The sequence below is a fragment of the Roseibium sp. FZY0029 genome (assembly GCF_036350355.1).
Taxonomy (GTDB): Bacteria; Pseudomonadota; Alphaproteobacteria; order Rhizobiales; family Stappiaceae; genus Roseibium.
On record NZ_JAZDVZ010000005.1, the window covers coordinates 445,105 to 461,622 of the forward strand.

Below are 16,518 nucleotides of genomic sequence, written 5' to 3' on the forward strand. Positions count from 1 at the left end.
CGAACGGTCGAACGCGAAAACGACACAGCAAAGGGCCGCGCATGAGGTGCAGTCTGCTGTCAGGTCCGGATATCGCGGAGTGTTCATTCAGGTCCACATTTGAGTAGTCGTCACACGGGCCAAGCGAGCATAGACATATGACCTGCTCAAAAGTCTGCTTTTACTCGCCTGAAAGGTGCGCGTGTTGGGACTTTCTCGTCAGGAAGAGGCTTCGCCACCGTCCAGCCTGATACCCATGAACGATTTGGTCAAAAACAGGAACTTTTCCTGTTTGATCAGGGCATCATCAAAAAGTGCCTTGAACATCGACTTGCTCAGCAGACGAGCGCTTTCGACGATTTCGACGGCTTCGTCCGTATTGGCCCCTTTGTCCCAATGTCCCAGCGAGAAATGGGCGACCAGCCACACTCTGAGTGGCTTCGGCAGCCAGTGAAAAAAGAGCGTCATGCAGTGCGGTTCAACGGGAAACCAGAAATTCGGTGTCTGGACAAAATAGCCGCCATGGAAATGTTTGATATTTGACGCAAACTTCCTCATTTGCGCCCAGTCGCCCACATGCTCGATCACTGAATTTGAATGTATCAGGTCGTAGTCCTGCTGGTTCAATTGGCTCCAGATATCGTCCGTGGCGTCACCGGTCAGAAAATCAAATCTCCCGACAGCCTCAAAAGCTTGCGACCCTGGAAGATTGAGAAGTGTAATATGGACATTGTTTCGATCAAGAAAATCTTCATCGAGGATCCTCCAATATTGAACCGTGCCGCCAATATCGAGAATTTTTACGGACCCCTTTTCCCTGAACACATTCTCGATGAGTTCGCAAAAGTATTGAATCCGTTTTTTTCGAGCAGATTTTCCTAAGCTGAAGCCATCGTTCTCATACCCGGAAATAAATTTAGTTAGTTTACTCACTATTCATCTTCCCCTCATGGGTCTGAAAAGGAAATTACTAAGCGTTGGCCTGGTTCACTACAAGTTGAACGCATACACGTAGTCGGTTAAGTAACCGCTACCTGTTGGCGGCTCACGCTCAAAAAGCGAGTTTTCGAAAAGCGGCTACGCTTTTCAATTTGCGGGTGATTCCGGTTTTTTGAGTAATTACGTACAGAGTTTTGCCGCGTCTGGCCGCTTACACCTGAAGCAATCACCGGCATCGATGGCAAGGTCTGCTTAGTGGAGCCGGATCTTCACGATCCGGCTTGCCACCTTATTCCCATTCGATAGTACCGGGAGGCTTTGACGTGATGTCGTAGGTTACCCGGTTGATGCCCTGAACCTCATTGATGATACGGGTTGCCGTTTCACCCAGAAAGTCATGTGTGAAGGGATAGTAGTCGGCCGTCATGCCGTCGACCGATGTGACAGCTCTCAGTGCGCAGGCGTAATCATAGGTTCGCCCGTCGCCCATGACGCCGACGGTGCGTACGGGCAGGATCGCAACGAACGCCTGCCAGATTTCGTCATAGAGGCCGTGTTGGCGGATCTGGTCGATATAAACAGCATCTGCCTTGCGCAGGATATCCAGCTTCTCGCGGGTAATTTCGCCCGGGCACCGAATGGCGAGACCCGGTCCGGGGAACGGGTGGCGGCCGATGAACTTCTCGGGCAGTCCAAGTTCGCGGCCAAGCGCCCTCACCTCGTCCTTGAAAAGTTCACGCAGCGGTTCGACCAGTTTCAGACCCATCTTTTCCGGCAGGCCGCCAACATTGTGATGCGACTTGATTGTGACCGACGGGCCACCGGAAAAACTGACACTCTCGATGACGTCGGGATAAAGCGTGCCTTGAGCGAGGAATTCAGCGCCCTCAATCTCATTTGCATGTTTCTGGAAAACGTCGATGAAGAGCTTCCCGATGATCTTGCGTTTTGTTTCCGGGTCGGAAACGCCGTCCAGTTCTCCCAGGAATAGGTCGCTCTCGTCCGCGTGGATCAGAGGAATGTTGTAGTTATCGCGGAACATGGAGACAACTTCATCGGCCTCATTCAGGCGCAACAAGCCGTGGTCGACGAAGACGCACGTAAGCTGATCTCCGATCGCCTCATGGATGAGCACAGCGGCAACAGAACTGTCGACACCACCCGACAGGCCGCAAATGACTTTCTTGTCGCCTACCTGTTCGCGGATCCTGGCAATGGCATCGTCTTTATAGGCGCCCATGGTCCAGTCACCGGTGAAGCCGGCCAGGCGTACGAAATTTTCATAAAGCTTCTTGCCGTTCGGCGTGTGATGCACTTCCGGGTGGAACTGAACGGCGTAGAAGTTTTTCGCCTTGTCCGCGGTGATCGCGTAAGGCGCGTTCGGTGAGGTTCCATAGACTTCGAAGCCCGGCGCGATCCGGCTGACATGATCGCCGTGGCTCATCCAGACCTGCTCTCTTCCGTCCGCGAACCAGCCATCCAGCAAAGAGAGCTTACTCTCGGCAGGCGTCACGAAAGCCCTGCCGAATTCCGCCGTTCCGCCACCGCCGGAAATCTTGCCGCCATCGACCTTTCCGCCGAGCTGCTGCATCATCACCTGTTGGCCGTAGCAGATCCCAAGGATCGGAACACCCAATGCGTAGACGCTTTCAGGGGGGCGCGGCGAACCTTCACGCGTCACCGAATCCGGTCCGCCCGAGAAGATCACCGCCTTGGGGGCAAACTCGGCCAGAAATAAGTCGGTGACGTTCTGATAGGGGTGGATTTCGCAATAAACGTTCAGCTCGCGCAGGCGCCGCGCGATGAGCTGCGTGACCTGGGAGCCGAAGTCGATAATAAGGATGCGCTGATGCTGGGTCATGGCCAGCTTCTAACCGGTCTTTTCAGTAAATTGAACCCGAATTTCACACCAGTTGCTGTCCCGCACAAGATTTTACTGTCGACGCCGCCTCCATGGCATTCCTGTGGCTCAAGTTTGGCTGACAGATGTTTCCGGCGGACAAGCTGTGTACGGCTGAAATTCGCTTTTGACCGGCGCCCGCCCGCTCCTTAGGTTAACCATGAGCCCCCTGCGTCGTTTCCGGTGAGACAAGCTGCAGGCAGGTGCTCTTAGGATAACCGACACAGATGACCGCAGCCGCCCGTAAAGCGTTCGAAGAAGCCATTGCCCTGGAGAATTCCGGCAATCTGGACAGGGCTCTGGTGTCTTATCTAAAGGCGCAGGAACTGTCTCCCGACGACACGGAAATCGCCTATCGAACGGCTTCCGCCCTGCTTCAAACCGGCTATCTGGACGAAGCACAGTCGCAGCTCCGCCGGATTGTCTTTGCCGAACCCGATCATCTTAACGCCCGCGCCAGCCTCGGCAACTGCCAACTGCTGCTTGGCGACACGGTGAATGCCCGGCAAAATTTTGCGGACGTCCTCGCTCAAGCGCCGGACAACCGCAATGCCCTATACGGTCTCGCCAGTGTTTTGCTGAAAGAAGACAAGCCGGAGGAAGCTGCTGTCCCCGCCAAGCGCCTGTTGGAGCTTTTGCCGGACACCCCCGCAGTCTTGTCACTTTTCGCCGACACACAGGCCCGTGTCGATCAGAAGGCGGCCGCGATTGCGGCTTACCGGAAAGCGCTTAAGGCCGACCCGAACTACGGACCGGCGCTGATAGGGCTTTCGCAGACACTGTTGTTGCGGAAACGTTTTGACGAAGTGATCGAGCTGACTATCAGGGCAAGTGAACGCGCGCCGGCAGATCCTCTGCCGCTGGATCTTCTCTCCGACGCACTTGCCGGAAAAGGCGAATGGGAAGACGCGAGGGAAGCAGCCCTTGCCGCGCTGAAACTTGCTCCCCGCTCCGTGCAGACCCACGTCCGGCTTAGCAGCATTGCCCGCAAGTTTGGTGATCATGGCGCCGCCCTGAAGCACGCCCTCGCAGCGCATGATCTGGATAAAACGGCAAAAGAGCCGCTCAACGCTCTGGGGGCCGCCCTCGCCGCTCTCAAATATTCAAACCAGGCACGGTCCGTCCTGACGGCGATGTCTCGCGGTGATGGTCTTGAACCGGCAATTCGTGACCTGGTTGAACGCCTGGCCGATGCTGATAACAACAGCACCGAAACTCGCCCGGTGAAGGAACCGGCATCGTCTGCAGAAGAAAACCAGAGCTCACCAAAGCCTGACACCGCGCCTTCCAACACGTTGGAAGCAGAAGGCACGCAACAGCCAACAGCAAGTCAGGAAAACGAAAAGCCCGCGGCTTCAAAGCCGCTGCTCAGCACCGACAGCGATCAGCTGCCGAATGTGCTCGGTCTCCGCCGCCAGGACAGATCCTGACGGCAAGAAAAGTGAGAAATCACTGCTCCCGCTGAAACAGGGCAATAAAGAAACCGTCGGTCTGTGTTGAGGCCGGCGTCAGCAGAATATCTCCACGTTCGGAGACATATTTCGGAAGCTGTGCTTCCGGCAGCGTCTTCTGCCAGATATCGAGAGCCGAAACAGGTTGGAAGGACGGGTTTTGTTCCAGGAACCAGCTCGCCTGATCCTGGTTCTCTGCGTGTAGAACGGAACATGTGGCGTACGCTAGCCGTCCGCCCGGTTTCACATATTGGCTCGCGGTCTCCAGCACCCGGCGCTGATCGTCGATCCGATCCTGCAACGCCTTTTCCGCAAGCTTCCATTTGGAGTCCGGACGGCGACGCCATACGCCGGTGCCCGTGCAGGGCGCGTCGATAAAAACCAGGTCCATCTGACCTGTCAGATCATCCAGACTGGAGCTGGCAGGGTCCTTCACCTGAATGTTGCGTACACCAGCCCGCTGCAGGCGTTCATGAATCGGTGCCAGCCTCAGACGATCGGCGTCATAGGCATAAAGCTGTCCCTTGTTCTGCATGGCCGCCGCAAGAGCCAAGGTCTTGCCGCCTCCGCCAGCGCAAAAATCCAGCACCTGCTGCCCGGGTTTGGCCTGGGCAAGATGGGCTGCCAGTTGACTGGCTTCGTCCTGCAGTTCAAACCAACCCTTGCGGTAGCCTTCTTCAGCCTGAACATGTGGCATGCGGCCAAGATCAGGCTTTGCCTCGATGCGCATTCCAGCCGGTGATAGCGGTGTTGCCTTCGCCCCGGTATGCGCCAGACGCTTGAGAACCTTTTCTCGGTCGGACTTCAGCGTATTGGTTCTCATGTCAACCGGCGCGCGCGTTGCAAGCGCCTGGCCTTCTTGGACCGCATTTTCACCGAACGCAGTCTCAAAATGCGGCCAAAGCCATTCCGGAACATCTGCCTGTTCATGGAGTGACGGTGCATGGTCTTCCGCCGTCGTCAGGCAGGCGATTTCGGCATCGGACAGAGCCTCCGGGGCATGATGGTCCTTTTCAAGGATATCCGTCAGCGCTTCAAGTCCCTTGCCCCAGCCAAGGCAATAGGTTGCCAGCACGACGGCGCGCGCCGAGTTGTCCTTCATCCGTGCGCCAAGAGAAGCCTTGTTTCGAAGGGCGTCAAACACGAGGTTGCCAATGACCGTGCGGTCTCCGGACCCGGCAAACCGGTGCGCGGCGCCCCAGTCTTTCAAGGCGAGTTGCACCGGCCTGTGCCGTGTTTCCACTTCTGTCAGGACTTCTATCGCCGCCGCGAGGCGTCCGCCGTCTTTCATGTTGTTCCTTTGCGGGGGGCACCTGTCTGCCGGTGCCCCGATGCCAATTGGTTTAAACGTTGGACGGGTAGTTCGGGCTTTCCCGCGTAATGGTAACATCGTGCGCATGGCTTTCCCGCAGACCTGCGCCGGAAATACGCACAAACCTCGCCTTTTCCTGGAAATCGGGAATTGTTTTGCCGCCAACATACCCCATGGCAGCCCTCAGGCCGCCAGCAAGCTGATGAAGAACGCTGCTGAGGGCACCCTTATAGGGGACCTGGCCTTCGATGCCTTCCGGTACCAGCTTGAGGCTGTCGCGCACCTCCGCCTGGAAGTAGCGGTCGGCAGAGCCGCGCGCCATGGCGCCGACGGATCCCATACCACGATAGGACTTGTAGGAGCGGCCCTGGTGAAGATAGACTTCGCCCGGGCTTTCCTCGGTGCCTGCCAGCAGTGAACCGACCATGACAGAGGCCGCACCGGCGGCAATTGCCTTGGCAAGGTCACCGGAAAACTTGATGCCACCGTCCGCGACAACCGGAACACCCTGCTTGTCCGCCTCGTTTACCGAATCCATGATCGCGGTAAGCTGTGGCACGCCGACACCAGCAACAATTCTGGTGGTGCATATGGATCCCGGTCCGATACCGACCTTAACAGCATCTGCGCCCGCATCGATAAGGGCCTTGGTCGCTTCACTTGTTGCCACGTTGCCGGCAAGAACCTGTACGGAGTTGGACAGGCTTTTCACGCGGCCAACCATGTCCAGAACCTTCTGGGAGTGACCGTGCGCGGTATCGACCACAAGAAGATCAACACCCGCGTCGATCAGGCGTTCTGCACGTGCGAACCCTTCCTCGCCGACGCTGGTTGCGGCCGCAACGCGCAGCCTGCCCTGGTCGTCCTTCGAGGCATTCGGGTTAAGCTGTGCCTTTTCCATGTCCTTGACGGTGATCAGGCCGATGCAGTTCCGGTTGTCATCGACAACCAGCAGTTTTTCAATGCGATTTTGGTGAAGGAGGCGCTTGGCGTCATCCTGGCTGACATTCTCGTTCACCGTGACGAGATCTTCCTTCGTCATCAGCTCGTGAATTTTCTGGTCGGGATTTGAAGCAAAGCGCACATCACGGTTTGTCAGGATGCCGACGAGCTTGCCTGTAGTCTGACCGCCTGCTCCGCCGTTTTCAACGACCGGAACGCCGGAGATACCATACCGTTTCATCAGGTCGAGCGCGTCTTGCAGGGTTGCGTCCGGTCCAATCACCAACGGATTGACGACCATTCCAGATTCGAACTTCTTGACCATCCGAACCTCTTCGGCCTGCTGGTCGAGAGACAGGTTGCGGTGGATGACGCCAATGCCGCCCGCCTGAGCCATGGCAATCGCCAAGCGGCCCTCGGTGACGGTGTCCATAGCGGATGAAATGATCGGAATGTTGAGTTCCAGCTCTCGCGTGACGCGGGTGCGCAGATCGACCTCACCCGGCATTACTTCCGAGTGGCCGGGGATCAGCAGGACGTCGTCAAACGTCAGGGCTTGCTGTCCGGTGGTAGGGACGTAAAAGGATGCCATTGCCAATTCCCCTTGTAAAAAAATAGCTGAGACGCACGCTTTTTTCAAAAGCCTGCATCTTTCGAGTCGCTTCGGCTGTGCCGGAGAAGTTGGCGCGGGTCAATAACACGCAGGTGACAGAAAAGAAAGGGGGGCTGACCTTTATACGGCGCTCCCCCCATCTGCGTAGCCGGCAGCTGACTTTCAGCACTGCCTATACAACCAGGTCAATCGGGATCGAGATCGCTGCCTCGGAAACCTTTGGCGATCACATAAAGCTCCGGACTTTCCTTACGGCTTGCAGGTGGCTTGATATGGGCCACCGACTTGAACTCACGTTTCAGATCGTGCAGCAGAGCGTTTTCAGTTCCGCCGCGAAATACCTTTGCAAGGAAGGAGCCGCCCGGCACGAGGTTCCGTCTCGCGAAATCGATCGCAATTTCGAAAAGATGCGTGGTCCGCAGATGATCTGTCTGTTTGTGACCGGTCGTCGGGGCCGCCATGTCGGACAGGACAACATCCGGTTTATGTCCACCCAGGGCCTCCATCAAGGCCGCCGGGGCATCATCGTCCAGAAAGTCTTTTTGCAGAAACGTGGTTCCGCGCACATGATCCATTTCCAGGTAATCGATGCCGACAACCTTTGGCGATTCTACAGACGACTGCACCCTCTGCACGGCCACTTGGCACCAGCCACCCGGTGCGCATCCCAGATCGACCACCCGGTAACCGGGTTTCAGCAATTTGTGCTTGTCGTCGATCTCGATCAGCTTGTACGCAGCACGTGACCTGTAGCCATCCATTTTGGCGCGGCGAACATAGGGGTCATTCAGTTGCCGCTGAAGCCAACGCGTCGAGGATTCGCGCCGGCCTGCAGAGGTCTTCACCTTGACATGGAGACCTCGGTCACCGGTTCCTTTTTTGCCTTGGCTCATGTTCTGTTCCTTTGGCGTCCGCGATCCTGGCGTGCGCCGTTTTTCCTGTGCGACCAGACCCCGTCCGCCGCCATCAATTCCGTGAGAATGCCTTCTCGCAGCCCCCTGTCCGCAACACGCAGGCGAGAGCAGCTCCAGCGGCGCCGGATGGCTTCCAGGATGGCGCAGCCAGCCAGAACCAGATCAGCCCGGTCCGCACCAATGCAGGGATTATCCACACGCGCCTCATAGGGCATGTCACGCAGTTGATCAATCATCCTGGAGACGTCGCCATCCTCCAGCCATGTGCCGTCAACCCTGCGTCTGTCGTAGCGTTTCAGGCCCAGATGCACACCCGCCAGGGTCGTGACCGTGCCCGATGTGCCCAACATGTGAACCCTGCCTGACGCGATCGCCTCTGTCAGGTTGCTGGCAAGATTGAACGCAGCAAGATGCTCTGACGCATCGTCGATCATAGCTTCGAAGATGTCTGGCGTTACATGGACACCGCCATGTCTTTCTGCAAGATTTACGACGCCGACAGGCAAGGAAATCCACGACCGGATAAAGCGGGTCAATGCGTAGCCACGCGCACCACACCGGTTACGCAGATCCAGCCAGACGATTTCCGAAGACCCGCCGCCAATGTCGAACAGAATCACACCGTCGGCTTCGTGGTCGACAAGCGAGGCGCAGCCAGCGACGGCGAGCCTGGCTTCCGTTTCGCGGTTGACGACTTCCAGCGCAAGCCCTGTTTCCGCCTTGACTCTCTCGATAAAGGCGGACCCATTTTCTGCAGCGCGGCAGGCTTCCGTGGCGATCAGCCGGGATCTGGCAACCCCCCTGTCGGCAAGTTTTCGGTGGCACTGGGCCAGAGCGTCAATCGCCCGATCCATGGCCGCTTCGCTCAACATCCTGTTGGAGCCAACGCCTTCTCCAAGGCGAACGATCCTGGAATAGGCGTCGACGACTCGGAACCCACGCTCTTCCGGGCGGGCGATCAACAAACGGCAGTTATTGGTTCCCAAGTCGAGCGCGGCATAAAGTGGTGCGTTGTTTCGCGCTGAAGACCGATCATAGCCAGTCCCGCTTCGCCCCCCGTCCCCATGCTCTCTCAGGCCAGAAGGCTGGCGATTTTCGCCATTCCTGCGTGAACGCGTTTCCTGGAGGCGATCCGAGTTCGAAGAAGAGCCGCGTTCGGATGTGGATGCCGCAACGGTGATGTCGGCATCGGCGCTCTGGGTGTCGGCAGTATGCTCTGCACCGCTGGAAGCCTGTTTTCGGCGGCGTCCACGCCTGCGGGCGGCTTTCTTACCCTTCAGGCTGGTAGTCGCGTCTGGGTGAAGTCTCGCTCCATCCTGAAGCGAAACACCATTTGTGGCACCCGAGCCTACCGCTTGCGCCCCATCAGCCTTATAGGTGCGCCCGCGTTTTCTCTTTTTGCGGCGTCTCTGGGATGAAGATTCACCCTCCCCCTTGCGCGCAGGCTGTTCCTGCGCGGAGAGTGCTTTGTCGACGGGTCCGTTCACAGCCTTGGACGGAATATGCCCGTCCGTTGGAGACGCACCATTTGCGGTACTGTTAACCAGTGCCGCAGGATTGCCTTTGGAACCCTTGCCTGACTTCCGCTTGCGGCGCCGTCTGGACGGTCCTCTGGACTCCATGGGAGCCCCGCTGTTTCCGGACACATCAGGGGTACGACGCCCTTTCTCGGGCGGTTCCTGACCTGACTGAGTCACGTTTTTGCCTTTCAGATCTCCGGTGCTGCCGCCGTTTTAAAGGGGCGCTGCCGGAGACCGCGTCTTTCGTTGACAAAACTGTAACAGGTTGCCCGTCGCTGGAAAAGCTTTCCGTGACAGGAATGTATGCAGTCTTTCGCGAGACTTTCCACAGGTGTTCGATTTCAGAAAAAAGTCCGAGGTAGGTCTTGCAATCGCCGATGTGATAGATGTATATGCGGCACACCAATCGGGAGCGAGACACCCTTCTCGTTCACTACCGATCGATTGGCAGCTCATTTGATGAGCAGTGTTGGGGAATAGGTTAACGGTAGACCCACGGACTCTGACTCCGTTAGTCCTGGTTCGAATCCAGGTTCCCCAGCCAACTTTTTCCAAGAAAATTTATGCAAATTGGTCATGGAAGCGAACTAGCTTCGATGCCTACCCTGCTCATCGTCAGGCAGTCCCAGGAACCCGGCTGATGACCTTGGAAGAGCAGCGGAGCGCGCCGTTTGCGTGGGCGAGGCTTTCCCATCCGTAGACCTGTTTTGGTTCGAAGCCGAGGTCCATCCAGAGTCTGGCATTTTCCGTATCGTAATCCGTGAAACGTTCGTCTTCGCCGAAGCACGGTAGCCACATGATCGGTTTGCCATTGCCATCACGAACCGCATTTTCCAGCAGAATATTGTTGTAAAGGCGCGGACGGATTGCGTTTTTCACATCGGTGGCAAAAGGGACAGGGTTACGGATGATCTCGAATCCCTGCTCTCTCAACCAATACTCTGAGACATCAAGGAGCCTTTTTTCCCTTTTTGCCTTGCTTTCCGCTTCAGGGGTCACGGCAACGGGATCTGCTAGCAGGAGCAGGTTCTTGCCGTTGCGCCGCAGTCCTGTTGGCGAGACATATCTGTCGACATGGCTTTCGCACCGTTCGATTCTGGTTACCAGATCCGGCCGAATCCGTGTCAACTGCGAAGCGCTTTGCAGAACTATCTGTGAGAGAAGCAGATCTTTTTTCTCTTCGGAAGCAGAGATTGTCTCGTTATCGGAGCGTTCTCTTCCCCAGTAGGACGAGGGATTTCTGGTGAGATCGCTTCTGCGGTATCCCCAATAACAGACAGGCCTGTAATCGAGTTGGCTGATGCGTCTGTCTGCCTCGAGCAGTGTTCCATCGCCGCCATATTTTGTCGCTGCCGATCTCAACCGGCTTGTTTGTCCGATAAGGCGAAAATCCTCTCCGACAATCTGGTCCCCCCCTGGCAGGAAGAGTGGCAGATCGTTGCAGGCAACAGATAGGTGATCTGCGAGCAGCGATGGCAAGAGTCCATTCGGCCAGTCGCTTTTGGGGGCGGCCAACCGCAAATCGCTGCCGCGTGTTTGAACAAGGAACGAATCCTGCGTCCAGATATCGGCACTTTGCAATGGAACGTCGCCCGCCAGGATAATCTCGTGAGGGCATGAGGTTTGCAGTTTGAACCAGTCTTGCGCAGCCGCTTCGTTGCTGGCGTCCGTAAAGACCAGGATTGAAACGTTCGACGGCATGGCCCCCAGTAAATTCCCTATCGCGGTAAGAATTTTCTCCGCGTGGGGATTTTCAGATTCAAACACCTTGTTGGGGAGTGAGATCGCGATCTTGTCAATCAAGCCGCCACAATCCGGTACGATCGTCCATGTGGTACTTGCTGTTACGCTCTCCATTTTCATAGGCCGTCACCTGCCGAAAACGTCTTTTTCAAGAGACTTGAGAAACAAAGTGTTCTGAAGTTTCCAACTGTTCTGACCATCGTAGATCTCGGGTTCGATGTTTTCTTTGAGGGTGCGTAAAAGCAATTCCGCGTCCTGTCGTTTCACGCTCTGCTCAAACTCAGGCAGGCATTCCACGAATTGAGTGCGGTCATTTCCGGAAAGATCCGCGTCACTGAGGACCTGCGACCAGGTGCGCCTTGTGAAATGCAGATCGGTTGCAGCACGAAGCAATTTGCCGTGCATGCTTTCACAGATTAAATCTTGATGAAGAGCAGCAGCGAGCGTTGCTTCCGCATCCACCAGGGCCAGCGTTAGCGGGCAAAAGCCCAGTTCCGCAGGTGCATGGGTCACGGCCACGTCCGCGTCGGACAAGCGTCTTCCGGCGTGATAGTCTTCGAAAATCGCCCCGATGCCCACCATCCCGAACGCTGAACATTCGGCTGCCCGAAGCGCGCCCATGCTGGCAGCGCCAAAGAGGCTGCATCCCGCCTGCAGGGCAAACAGGATCTCCTTGTGCCAAACGGACGGGGTCGAGTTGAAATAGCCGTCAATCAGTCCGATGACGGTTCGTCCCTCCCCTGCTGCACGCAGGATGTCACCACGCGCAGCAGGCGGACGAACGTCCAGGCCGCGAGCAAAATCAGCAGGCAGGCCGTGAATGCTCGGTCCAGCGAAAACGACAGGTTTCAGCATGCAGTGCTCAGCACTTCCGTCGTCAGCAAGATTGAATTCATGGACATTTCCGAAAAGCCGCCTGCATGTGCATCCAGGCCTGTGACGATCGTTCTGACGACGTGAACATCCTGAACCGGAGACTTCAGCGGGAACAGGTAGGCATCTTCGATGCCTGCGGCCTGCATCAGTTTCAGAATATCCTGCCAACACATTGAAGACGTTTGTTTGGCCGGCTGTAACTCGGCCTCAAGCTGTGCAAGAGAAACGAGTGGTGGCTGGTTCTTGCTCACACCGTCTTTCGACTGCTGGAAACGTTCCATCGAAAGATCATCGCGGGCGCCGGCAATGTCGGTGAGGCGCGATTGCACGGCTTCCAACAAGGCGGCAAGAATGGCATCCGCAACATTGGTTCGGCAGGCAATTCCGGCGGGAGCGCGTGAAATGACACCCATTGGACCATTTACCTGCCGCGATATCACGGCTGCGATCACAGGCAGCTTAACGCGGCCCGGCAGAGCGTAGACATGAAGATCGAGGCCAGCCTGAGCCACCTTGTCGAGTATGGCATCGAGATCCGCCTTTACACCTTTGTAATCGGTAACTTCGCGGATGTTGTTGCCGAACAGGCCGAAGGTGTCGACCAGGCTCGATGCGTCATGCTCCACCAGTTCGAGCAAAGCGTGTTCGATTGCCTTGTCGATCGAGAAATGGGCTGCCAAGCCTTGAGACGTCATGCGGAACGCATCCCTGTCCCAGGGCATGTCGCTTCGCATATCCATTCCCACGAGCTCGTAAGGCGCGAAACGCTCCTGCCCTGAAATCAGGGATGTTCCTGGAACCCAGGCGCGCTGGCGTGTCGGATCAAGCTGGTGTGGATTGACCCGGGCTACATCGAAGAAGGGAATGACACTTCGCTGCTGGCGCGCCATGTCTTCAATCGTCGCGAATTTCGTGACGTGCTGCCGCGGCTGTTCCGCGACGGCACATTCAACGGCTTCCATGACTGCCGAAATCTTCGCCTGATCGTCCGTTACGCCCTTTCCTTGCGAAATGGAAAGAGACCGGGAATTCGGTCTGGTAGCGAACCAGACCGGTATACCGATCGTGTCCAGTCCGGTGATCTCACCCAATCTGGTAATGCCGAAGCTGCGCAGGAATTGCGGAGAGAAAGGATCGGATTGCACAACGAATACCTCCTGTAGCGTTATGACTTGCCAGTATCGACGGCTAACGGATCAATCATCCGACAGCACTGCGTCCTGAAGCGATTCGGAATTGGTGGCTCCGGAACCGGTTTTCGAAACCGGGTCCTGGATCGGTGCCCAGCTCAGTCTGTTGAGATCCCAATCGCTGTCGTCGACATCGGTCAGGAAGGCAAAATCGACATCGGAAATGGTGCTGCCCTGCTTGATGGCCTGGTAGATACCTTCCGACTCGACCTGGCTGAGGCTGGTTTCCGGATTTCCGTCACTTTCGGCAAACAGAACGCGGGCGGCGGCAGCGATCTTGGCATACCCGTCCACACCGGCATTTTGCTGTTCATACGTCATGATTGTCTCATGAGAGACCCGTGATACGCGCAGCGGGTCCATTCTGAGAAAAACAACACCGTGGCCGCGTTTGCCGATGACGTAAAATGATGATTGAGCCATAATTTTCTCCTGTTGAAAGAATGTGTTAGTCGAAGCCAGCGAGTTTCAAACCTTCCAGAAAAATCCTGTTGTTCTCGGGATTCTTGTCTGGTTGGAAGCGAACAATTTCTTGTGCGGTCATCCCGGGATAAACATCCATCAGACGGCGCGCATATTGTCTTGCAGTGTCTATCTGGCCATCGAGGGCGAGGCTTGCGGTCAGCACACGCAGTGCCGGTTCCTCATCCTCCATTTGCTTGCAGAGCCTTACCGCTTCGGCGTAATCCGCCAGCTTGAAGGCAATGCTTGCACCCGCCCACCAGTAGATATCCGGCGCGAGGGGATTAAGGTCGATAGCGTGCTTGAAGCGTTTCCAGGCTTCCTTGGGTTTGCCGAAATGAGCAAGCGCGTCTGCGTGCTGAATGAGCAGATCCGACGAGTTCGGGCTCAATGTCTCGGCTTCCTGGAATTTGGCTTCCGATGTCGTGTAATCCCGCTGATAGAGGGCGATAACTGCCGCCATCCAGTACCCGATACCAGCAGAGGAATCGATCTCGATGGCTGCATCAGCTTCTGCCTTTGCCCGGTGAAGAAGGTGCGGATCCGTTCCCCCGAGTAGCAGCCATTCAAGTTGCATTGTCTGAGCGATGCGCGCGCGGGCGATCGACAGATCCTTGTCGTAGGTCAGTCCCTGTCGGAATTCCTTCCGGGCCCTGCGGATCATGCTGAGATTGCAGGTCTTGATAAGATTCTGGCCTCTCAAGACGTGCAGATAGCTTTGGGAATTGATTGCCCGCCCGGAATCGAGCATCTGACGCTCGATCTGCTGGGCAAGATTGGCCGCTACGGTTTTTGCAAGCAGCCGGAACGTATAATGGAGATCATCCGGTTCCATGGAATATTCAGCGGACCAGATTATCTCACCCGTACCATCGTCCAGGACAGTGAATGAAATCCTCTGGCTACCGGGCAGCAGGAAACTCTGAACGGAGTAGTTGGACCGGATTTTTTCCCATTTGCTGATGTTGCCACCACGAAAGTCACGCATCGTGCTGAAAGGTGACACCACAACAAAGGTCTTGAACCTGGAGAAGCTGTTGGCGACGTCCTCGACAAATGCTTCCGCGAGCTGGACGTCCGGATGTTGATCGATATGGCGTGGTGCGGAAAAAGCGACCCGTGGCACCGGAGCTTTCTGGGGAGCCGCACGCTGCTCTACCGGCTTGACACTTGCAGGCACGCTCATCGCCTGCACGGCCGGCTTTGCGCCGGTATTGCCTGAAACGCCTGGCAAGGACGGATTGAGAACCGAATTCATCAACCGGTCGATACGGTCAACACCATCCTGGTCGCCGCACCGGCCATAAGCTTTCGAAATGATCCGGTAGCACTCAGGGCTGTCTGGCTCGAAGGCCAGGAGCCTGTCGGCGATCTTTGCAATGTTGCCGCCGCGATCAGCACCGAAGCGCGTCGTTTCCTCAAGCGCGGTCGCTGCTCTGTTGAACAGTTTTTCCCTGAGGCTCGCGCGTTCGGTCAAAAGCCACAGATTGAGTTGCTCACCCTCGAATTCCATTCCGTCAAGCAGCTCGCCGCTGAACTGTTCAATGCCGGCCATCATGCCGTCGAGATCAGTTGCGTTGCATGAGGAAAGGAAGGCGGCCAGATCGGAGCTTTGTGCCCCAGGGCCCAGGCTGATTCTCGTCTGAGTCGTTTCAATGAGCGGCCCGGCTTCGGGTTGACGGCTTTGAACTCTCACCAGCAACTGCCTGAGATTTGCCATGGCTCTGGATTGAGAAACATCTTCCCAAAGCAATGCCGCAACTTTCTGGCGAGCAAGTTCGTTGCCTGGAACCAGGAGTAATACTGCAAGCAATGCGTATCCCTTGGCAGGGAACGGGGTATTCCGTGAATAATACACTGACGGAACGCCAAGTAGTCGAATATTAGAGCCTGAACTACTTTTATTCATCACTATACCCCCTTGTAATTTTTTCTAACACAGTTCCCCGCACAGAAGAATACCACTCCCATTCGCGAGTCACGCTGGTGTGACGGCTCTATTGTGACTGTAGCTTTGCCGGCGGGACGAAGGGTGATCACGCTTCGCGGTCAAAAGCAAAAAACTTCGTAGTATCAGATAGTAAGGAAGCCATTCATGTCTGGTAAGATCTCCTTCAGGAGGAACTACGCAGCATACGGAGATAATGTTCGACCATTCGAGAAAGCTAACGATATCGGTTCCGTTATTACGGAGTTTCTTTGGTACGAAGGCACCCCTTTCTATCCTTTTGGCGATTTGGTCTCCGCGACTATCAGCTCCGTCTGGCTCGGCGCAGGAGAGCCTACGAAAGATGACGAGGACAATTTGGACCTCGTTTTCAAAATGCCCGAAAGCGATGGAGGCAATTTTTTTGAAATTGTTCTCAGATCGAGTGGTGGAACGTCTTATGGGGGCTGGGCCTGGGGGCAGGATTTGGAGGTGACCGATACGGTCGTGTCAGGTCACAGAGTGCTTGTTGCCCATGCGAATGAGCTTTGTGTCTTTTTAGAATACTCCCTCGAAAAGGGAAAATATGTTCAAAGAAATATAGAATCCGACTGTAAGGTTACGACTTCAACAGTCCGAAGATTGACTAAGATATCGAAGAGACACTGAGATTCTTTTAGAACTTTTGTAAGTACGTAAGATATTAGAAGCGAAGTAGACTGGATTAATTTGAGGTTATTGAATCTTTTT

Annotated in this window: 13 protein-coding genes and 1 tRNA gene; 3 read left to right on the forward strand and 11 right to left on the reverse strand. The window is 56.0% G+C overall.

Features of this window, described 5'->3' with window-relative positions; genetic code table 11:
• Positions 1 to 198: 198 nt before the first annotated feature.
• Together V1T76_RS16835 and guaA are read right to left on the reverse strand one after the other, a co-directional pair.
• The gene (locus V1T76_RS16835) at positions 199 to 912 is read right to left on the reverse strand and encodes an SAM-dependent methyltransferase (RefSeq protein WP_330561802.1); all 714 of its coding nucleotides are present in this window, start codon (positions 910 to 912) and stop codon (positions 199 to 201) included.
• Between the two features lie 295 nt (positions 913 to 1,207).
• Positions 1,208 to 2,779: a glutamine-hydrolyzing GMP synthase gene (guaA, locus tag V1T76_RS16840; protein WP_330561803.1), complete on the reverse strand. Its 1,572-nt coding sequence runs from the start codon at positions 2,777 to 2,779 to the stop codon at positions 1,208 to 1,210.
• A gap of 266 nt (positions 2,780 to 3,045) precedes the next feature.
• On the opposite strand from guaA, the gene V1T76_RS16845 reads away from it, so the two are divergent.
• Positions 3,046 to 4,248, forward strand: coding sequence for a tetratricopeptide repeat protein (locus V1T76_RS16845; RefSeq protein WP_330561804.1), 1,203 nt, complete (start codon positions 3,046 to 3,048; stop codon positions 4,246 to 4,248).
• Positions 4,249 to 4,267: 19 nt separating this feature from the next.
• Here the strand turns inward: V1T76_RS16845 and V1T76_RS16850 are convergent, their stop codons facing one another.
• The 4 genes from V1T76_RS16850 to V1T76_RS29060 form a co-directional block, all read right to left on the reverse strand.
• On the reverse strand, positions 4,268 to 5,560 hold the full coding sequence (locus V1T76_RS16850) for an RsmB/NOP family class I SAM-dependent RNA methyltransferase (RefSeq protein ID WP_330561805.1): 1,293 nt from the start codon (positions 5,558 to 5,560) through the stop codon (positions 4,268 to 4,270).
• Positions 5,561 to 5,612: 52 nt separating this feature from the next.
• Positions 5,613 to 7,115, reverse strand: a complete 1,503-nt coding sequence (gene guaB, locus V1T76_RS16855; RefSeq protein WP_330561806.1) for an IMP dehydrogenase — start codon at positions 7,113 to 7,115, stop codon at positions 5,613 to 5,615.
• A 206-nt stretch (positions 7,116 to 7,321) separates the two neighbouring features.
• The gene (locus V1T76_RS16860) at positions 7,322 to 8,029 is read right to left on the reverse strand and encodes an RlmE family RNA methyltransferase (RefSeq protein WP_330561807.1); all 708 of its coding nucleotides are present in this window, start codon (positions 8,027 to 8,029) and stop codon (positions 7,322 to 7,324) included.
• Positions 8,026 to 9,015, reverse strand: coding sequence for a Ppx/GppA phosphatase family protein (locus V1T76_RS29060; RefSeq protein WP_442970136.1), 990 nt, complete (start codon positions 9,013 to 9,015; stop codon positions 8,026 to 8,028). Before V1T76_RS29060 ends, V1T76_RS16860 begins: the two co-directional genes overlap by 4 nt.
• 1,025 nt (positions 9,016 to 10,040) lie before the next feature.
• Between V1T76_RS29060 and V1T76_RS16870 the strand changes: the two genes are divergently transcribed.
• Positions 10,041 to 10,114: transfer RNA gene (locus V1T76_RS16870), tRNA-Gln, on the forward strand.
• A 71-nt stretch (positions 10,115 to 10,185) separates the two neighbouring features.
• On the opposite strand, the gene V1T76_RS16875 is transcribed toward V1T76_RS16870, so the two are convergent.
• Genes V1T76_RS16875 through V1T76_RS16895 form a run of 5 tightly spaced genes read right to left on the reverse strand, consistent with a single transcriptional unit; the run spans position 10,186 to position 15,654 of the window.
• Positions 10,186 to 11,433, reverse strand: a complete 1,248-nt coding sequence (locus tag V1T76_RS16875; RefSeq protein ID WP_330561809.1) for a hypothetical protein — start codon at positions 11,431 to 11,433, stop codon at positions 10,186 to 10,188.
• Positions 11,434 to 11,439: 6 nt separating this feature from the next.
• The gene (locus V1T76_RS16880; RefSeq protein ID WP_442970140.1) at positions 11,440 to 12,165 is read right to left on the reverse strand and encodes a TfuA-like protein; all 726 of its coding nucleotides are present in this window, start codon (positions 12,163 to 12,165) and stop codon (positions 11,440 to 11,442) included.
• Positions 12,162 to 13,334, reverse strand: coding sequence for a YcaO-like family protein (locus V1T76_RS16885; RefSeq protein WP_330561811.1), 1,173 nt, complete (start codon positions 13,332 to 13,334; stop codon positions 12,162 to 12,164). The genes V1T76_RS16880 and V1T76_RS16885 overlap by 4 nt, the downstream gene beginning before the upstream one ends.
• 51 nt (positions 13,335 to 13,385) lie before the next feature.
• The gene (locus V1T76_RS16890; RefSeq protein ID WP_330561812.1) at positions 13,386 to 13,802 is read right to left on the reverse strand and encodes a hypothetical protein; all 417 of its coding nucleotides are present in this window, start codon (positions 13,800 to 13,802) and stop codon (positions 13,386 to 13,388) included.
• A gap of 25 nt (positions 13,803 to 13,827) precedes the next feature.
• Positions 13,828 to 15,654, reverse strand: coding sequence for an SARP family transcriptional regulator (locus V1T76_RS16895; RefSeq protein ID WP_330561813.1), 1,827 nt, complete (start codon positions 15,652 to 15,654; stop codon positions 13,828 to 13,830).
• A gap of 282 nt (positions 15,655 to 15,936) precedes the next feature.
• Here V1T76_RS16895 and V1T76_RS16900 point away from each other — a divergent pair, with 282 nt between their 5' ends.
• Complete coding sequence (locus V1T76_RS16900; RefSeq protein WP_330561814.1) at positions 15,937 to 16,437, forward strand: hypothetical protein; 501 nt, start codon at positions 15,937 to 15,939, stop codon at positions 16,435 to 16,437.
• Positions 16,438 to 16,518 lie beyond the last annotated feature (81 nt).

Coding starts and splice junctions, on each gene's coding strand:
- guaA (WP_330561803.1), bottom strand. CDS start 2,779: ATGACCCAGCATCAGCGCATCCTTATTATCGACTTCGGCTCCCAGGTC.
- V1T76_RS16845 (WP_330561804.1), top strand. CDS start 3,046: ATGACCGCAGCCGCCCGTAAAGCGTTCGAAGAAGCCATTGCCCTGGAG.
- V1T76_RS16850 (WP_330561805.1), bottom strand. CDS start 5,560: ATGAAAGACGGCGGACGCCTCGCGGCGGCGATAGAAGTCCTGACAGAA.
- guaB (WP_330561806.1), bottom strand. CDS start 7,115: ATGGCATCCTTTTACGTCCCTACCACCGGACAGCAAGCCCTGACGTTT.
- V1T76_RS16860 (WP_330561807.1), bottom strand. CDS start 8,029: ATGAGCCAAGGCAAAAAAGGAACCGGTGACCGAGGTCTCCATGTCAAG.
- V1T76_RS16875 (WP_330561809.1), bottom strand. CDS start 11,433: ATGAAAATGGAGAGCGTAACAGCAAGTACCACATGGACGATCGTACCG.
- V1T76_RS16890 (WP_330561812.1), bottom strand. CDS start 13,802: ATGGCTCAATCATCATTTTACGTCATCGGCAAACGCGGCCACGGTGTT.
- V1T76_RS16900 (WP_330561814.1), top strand. CDS start 15,937: ATGTCTGGTAAGATCTCCTTCAGGAGGAACTACGCAGCATACGGAGAT.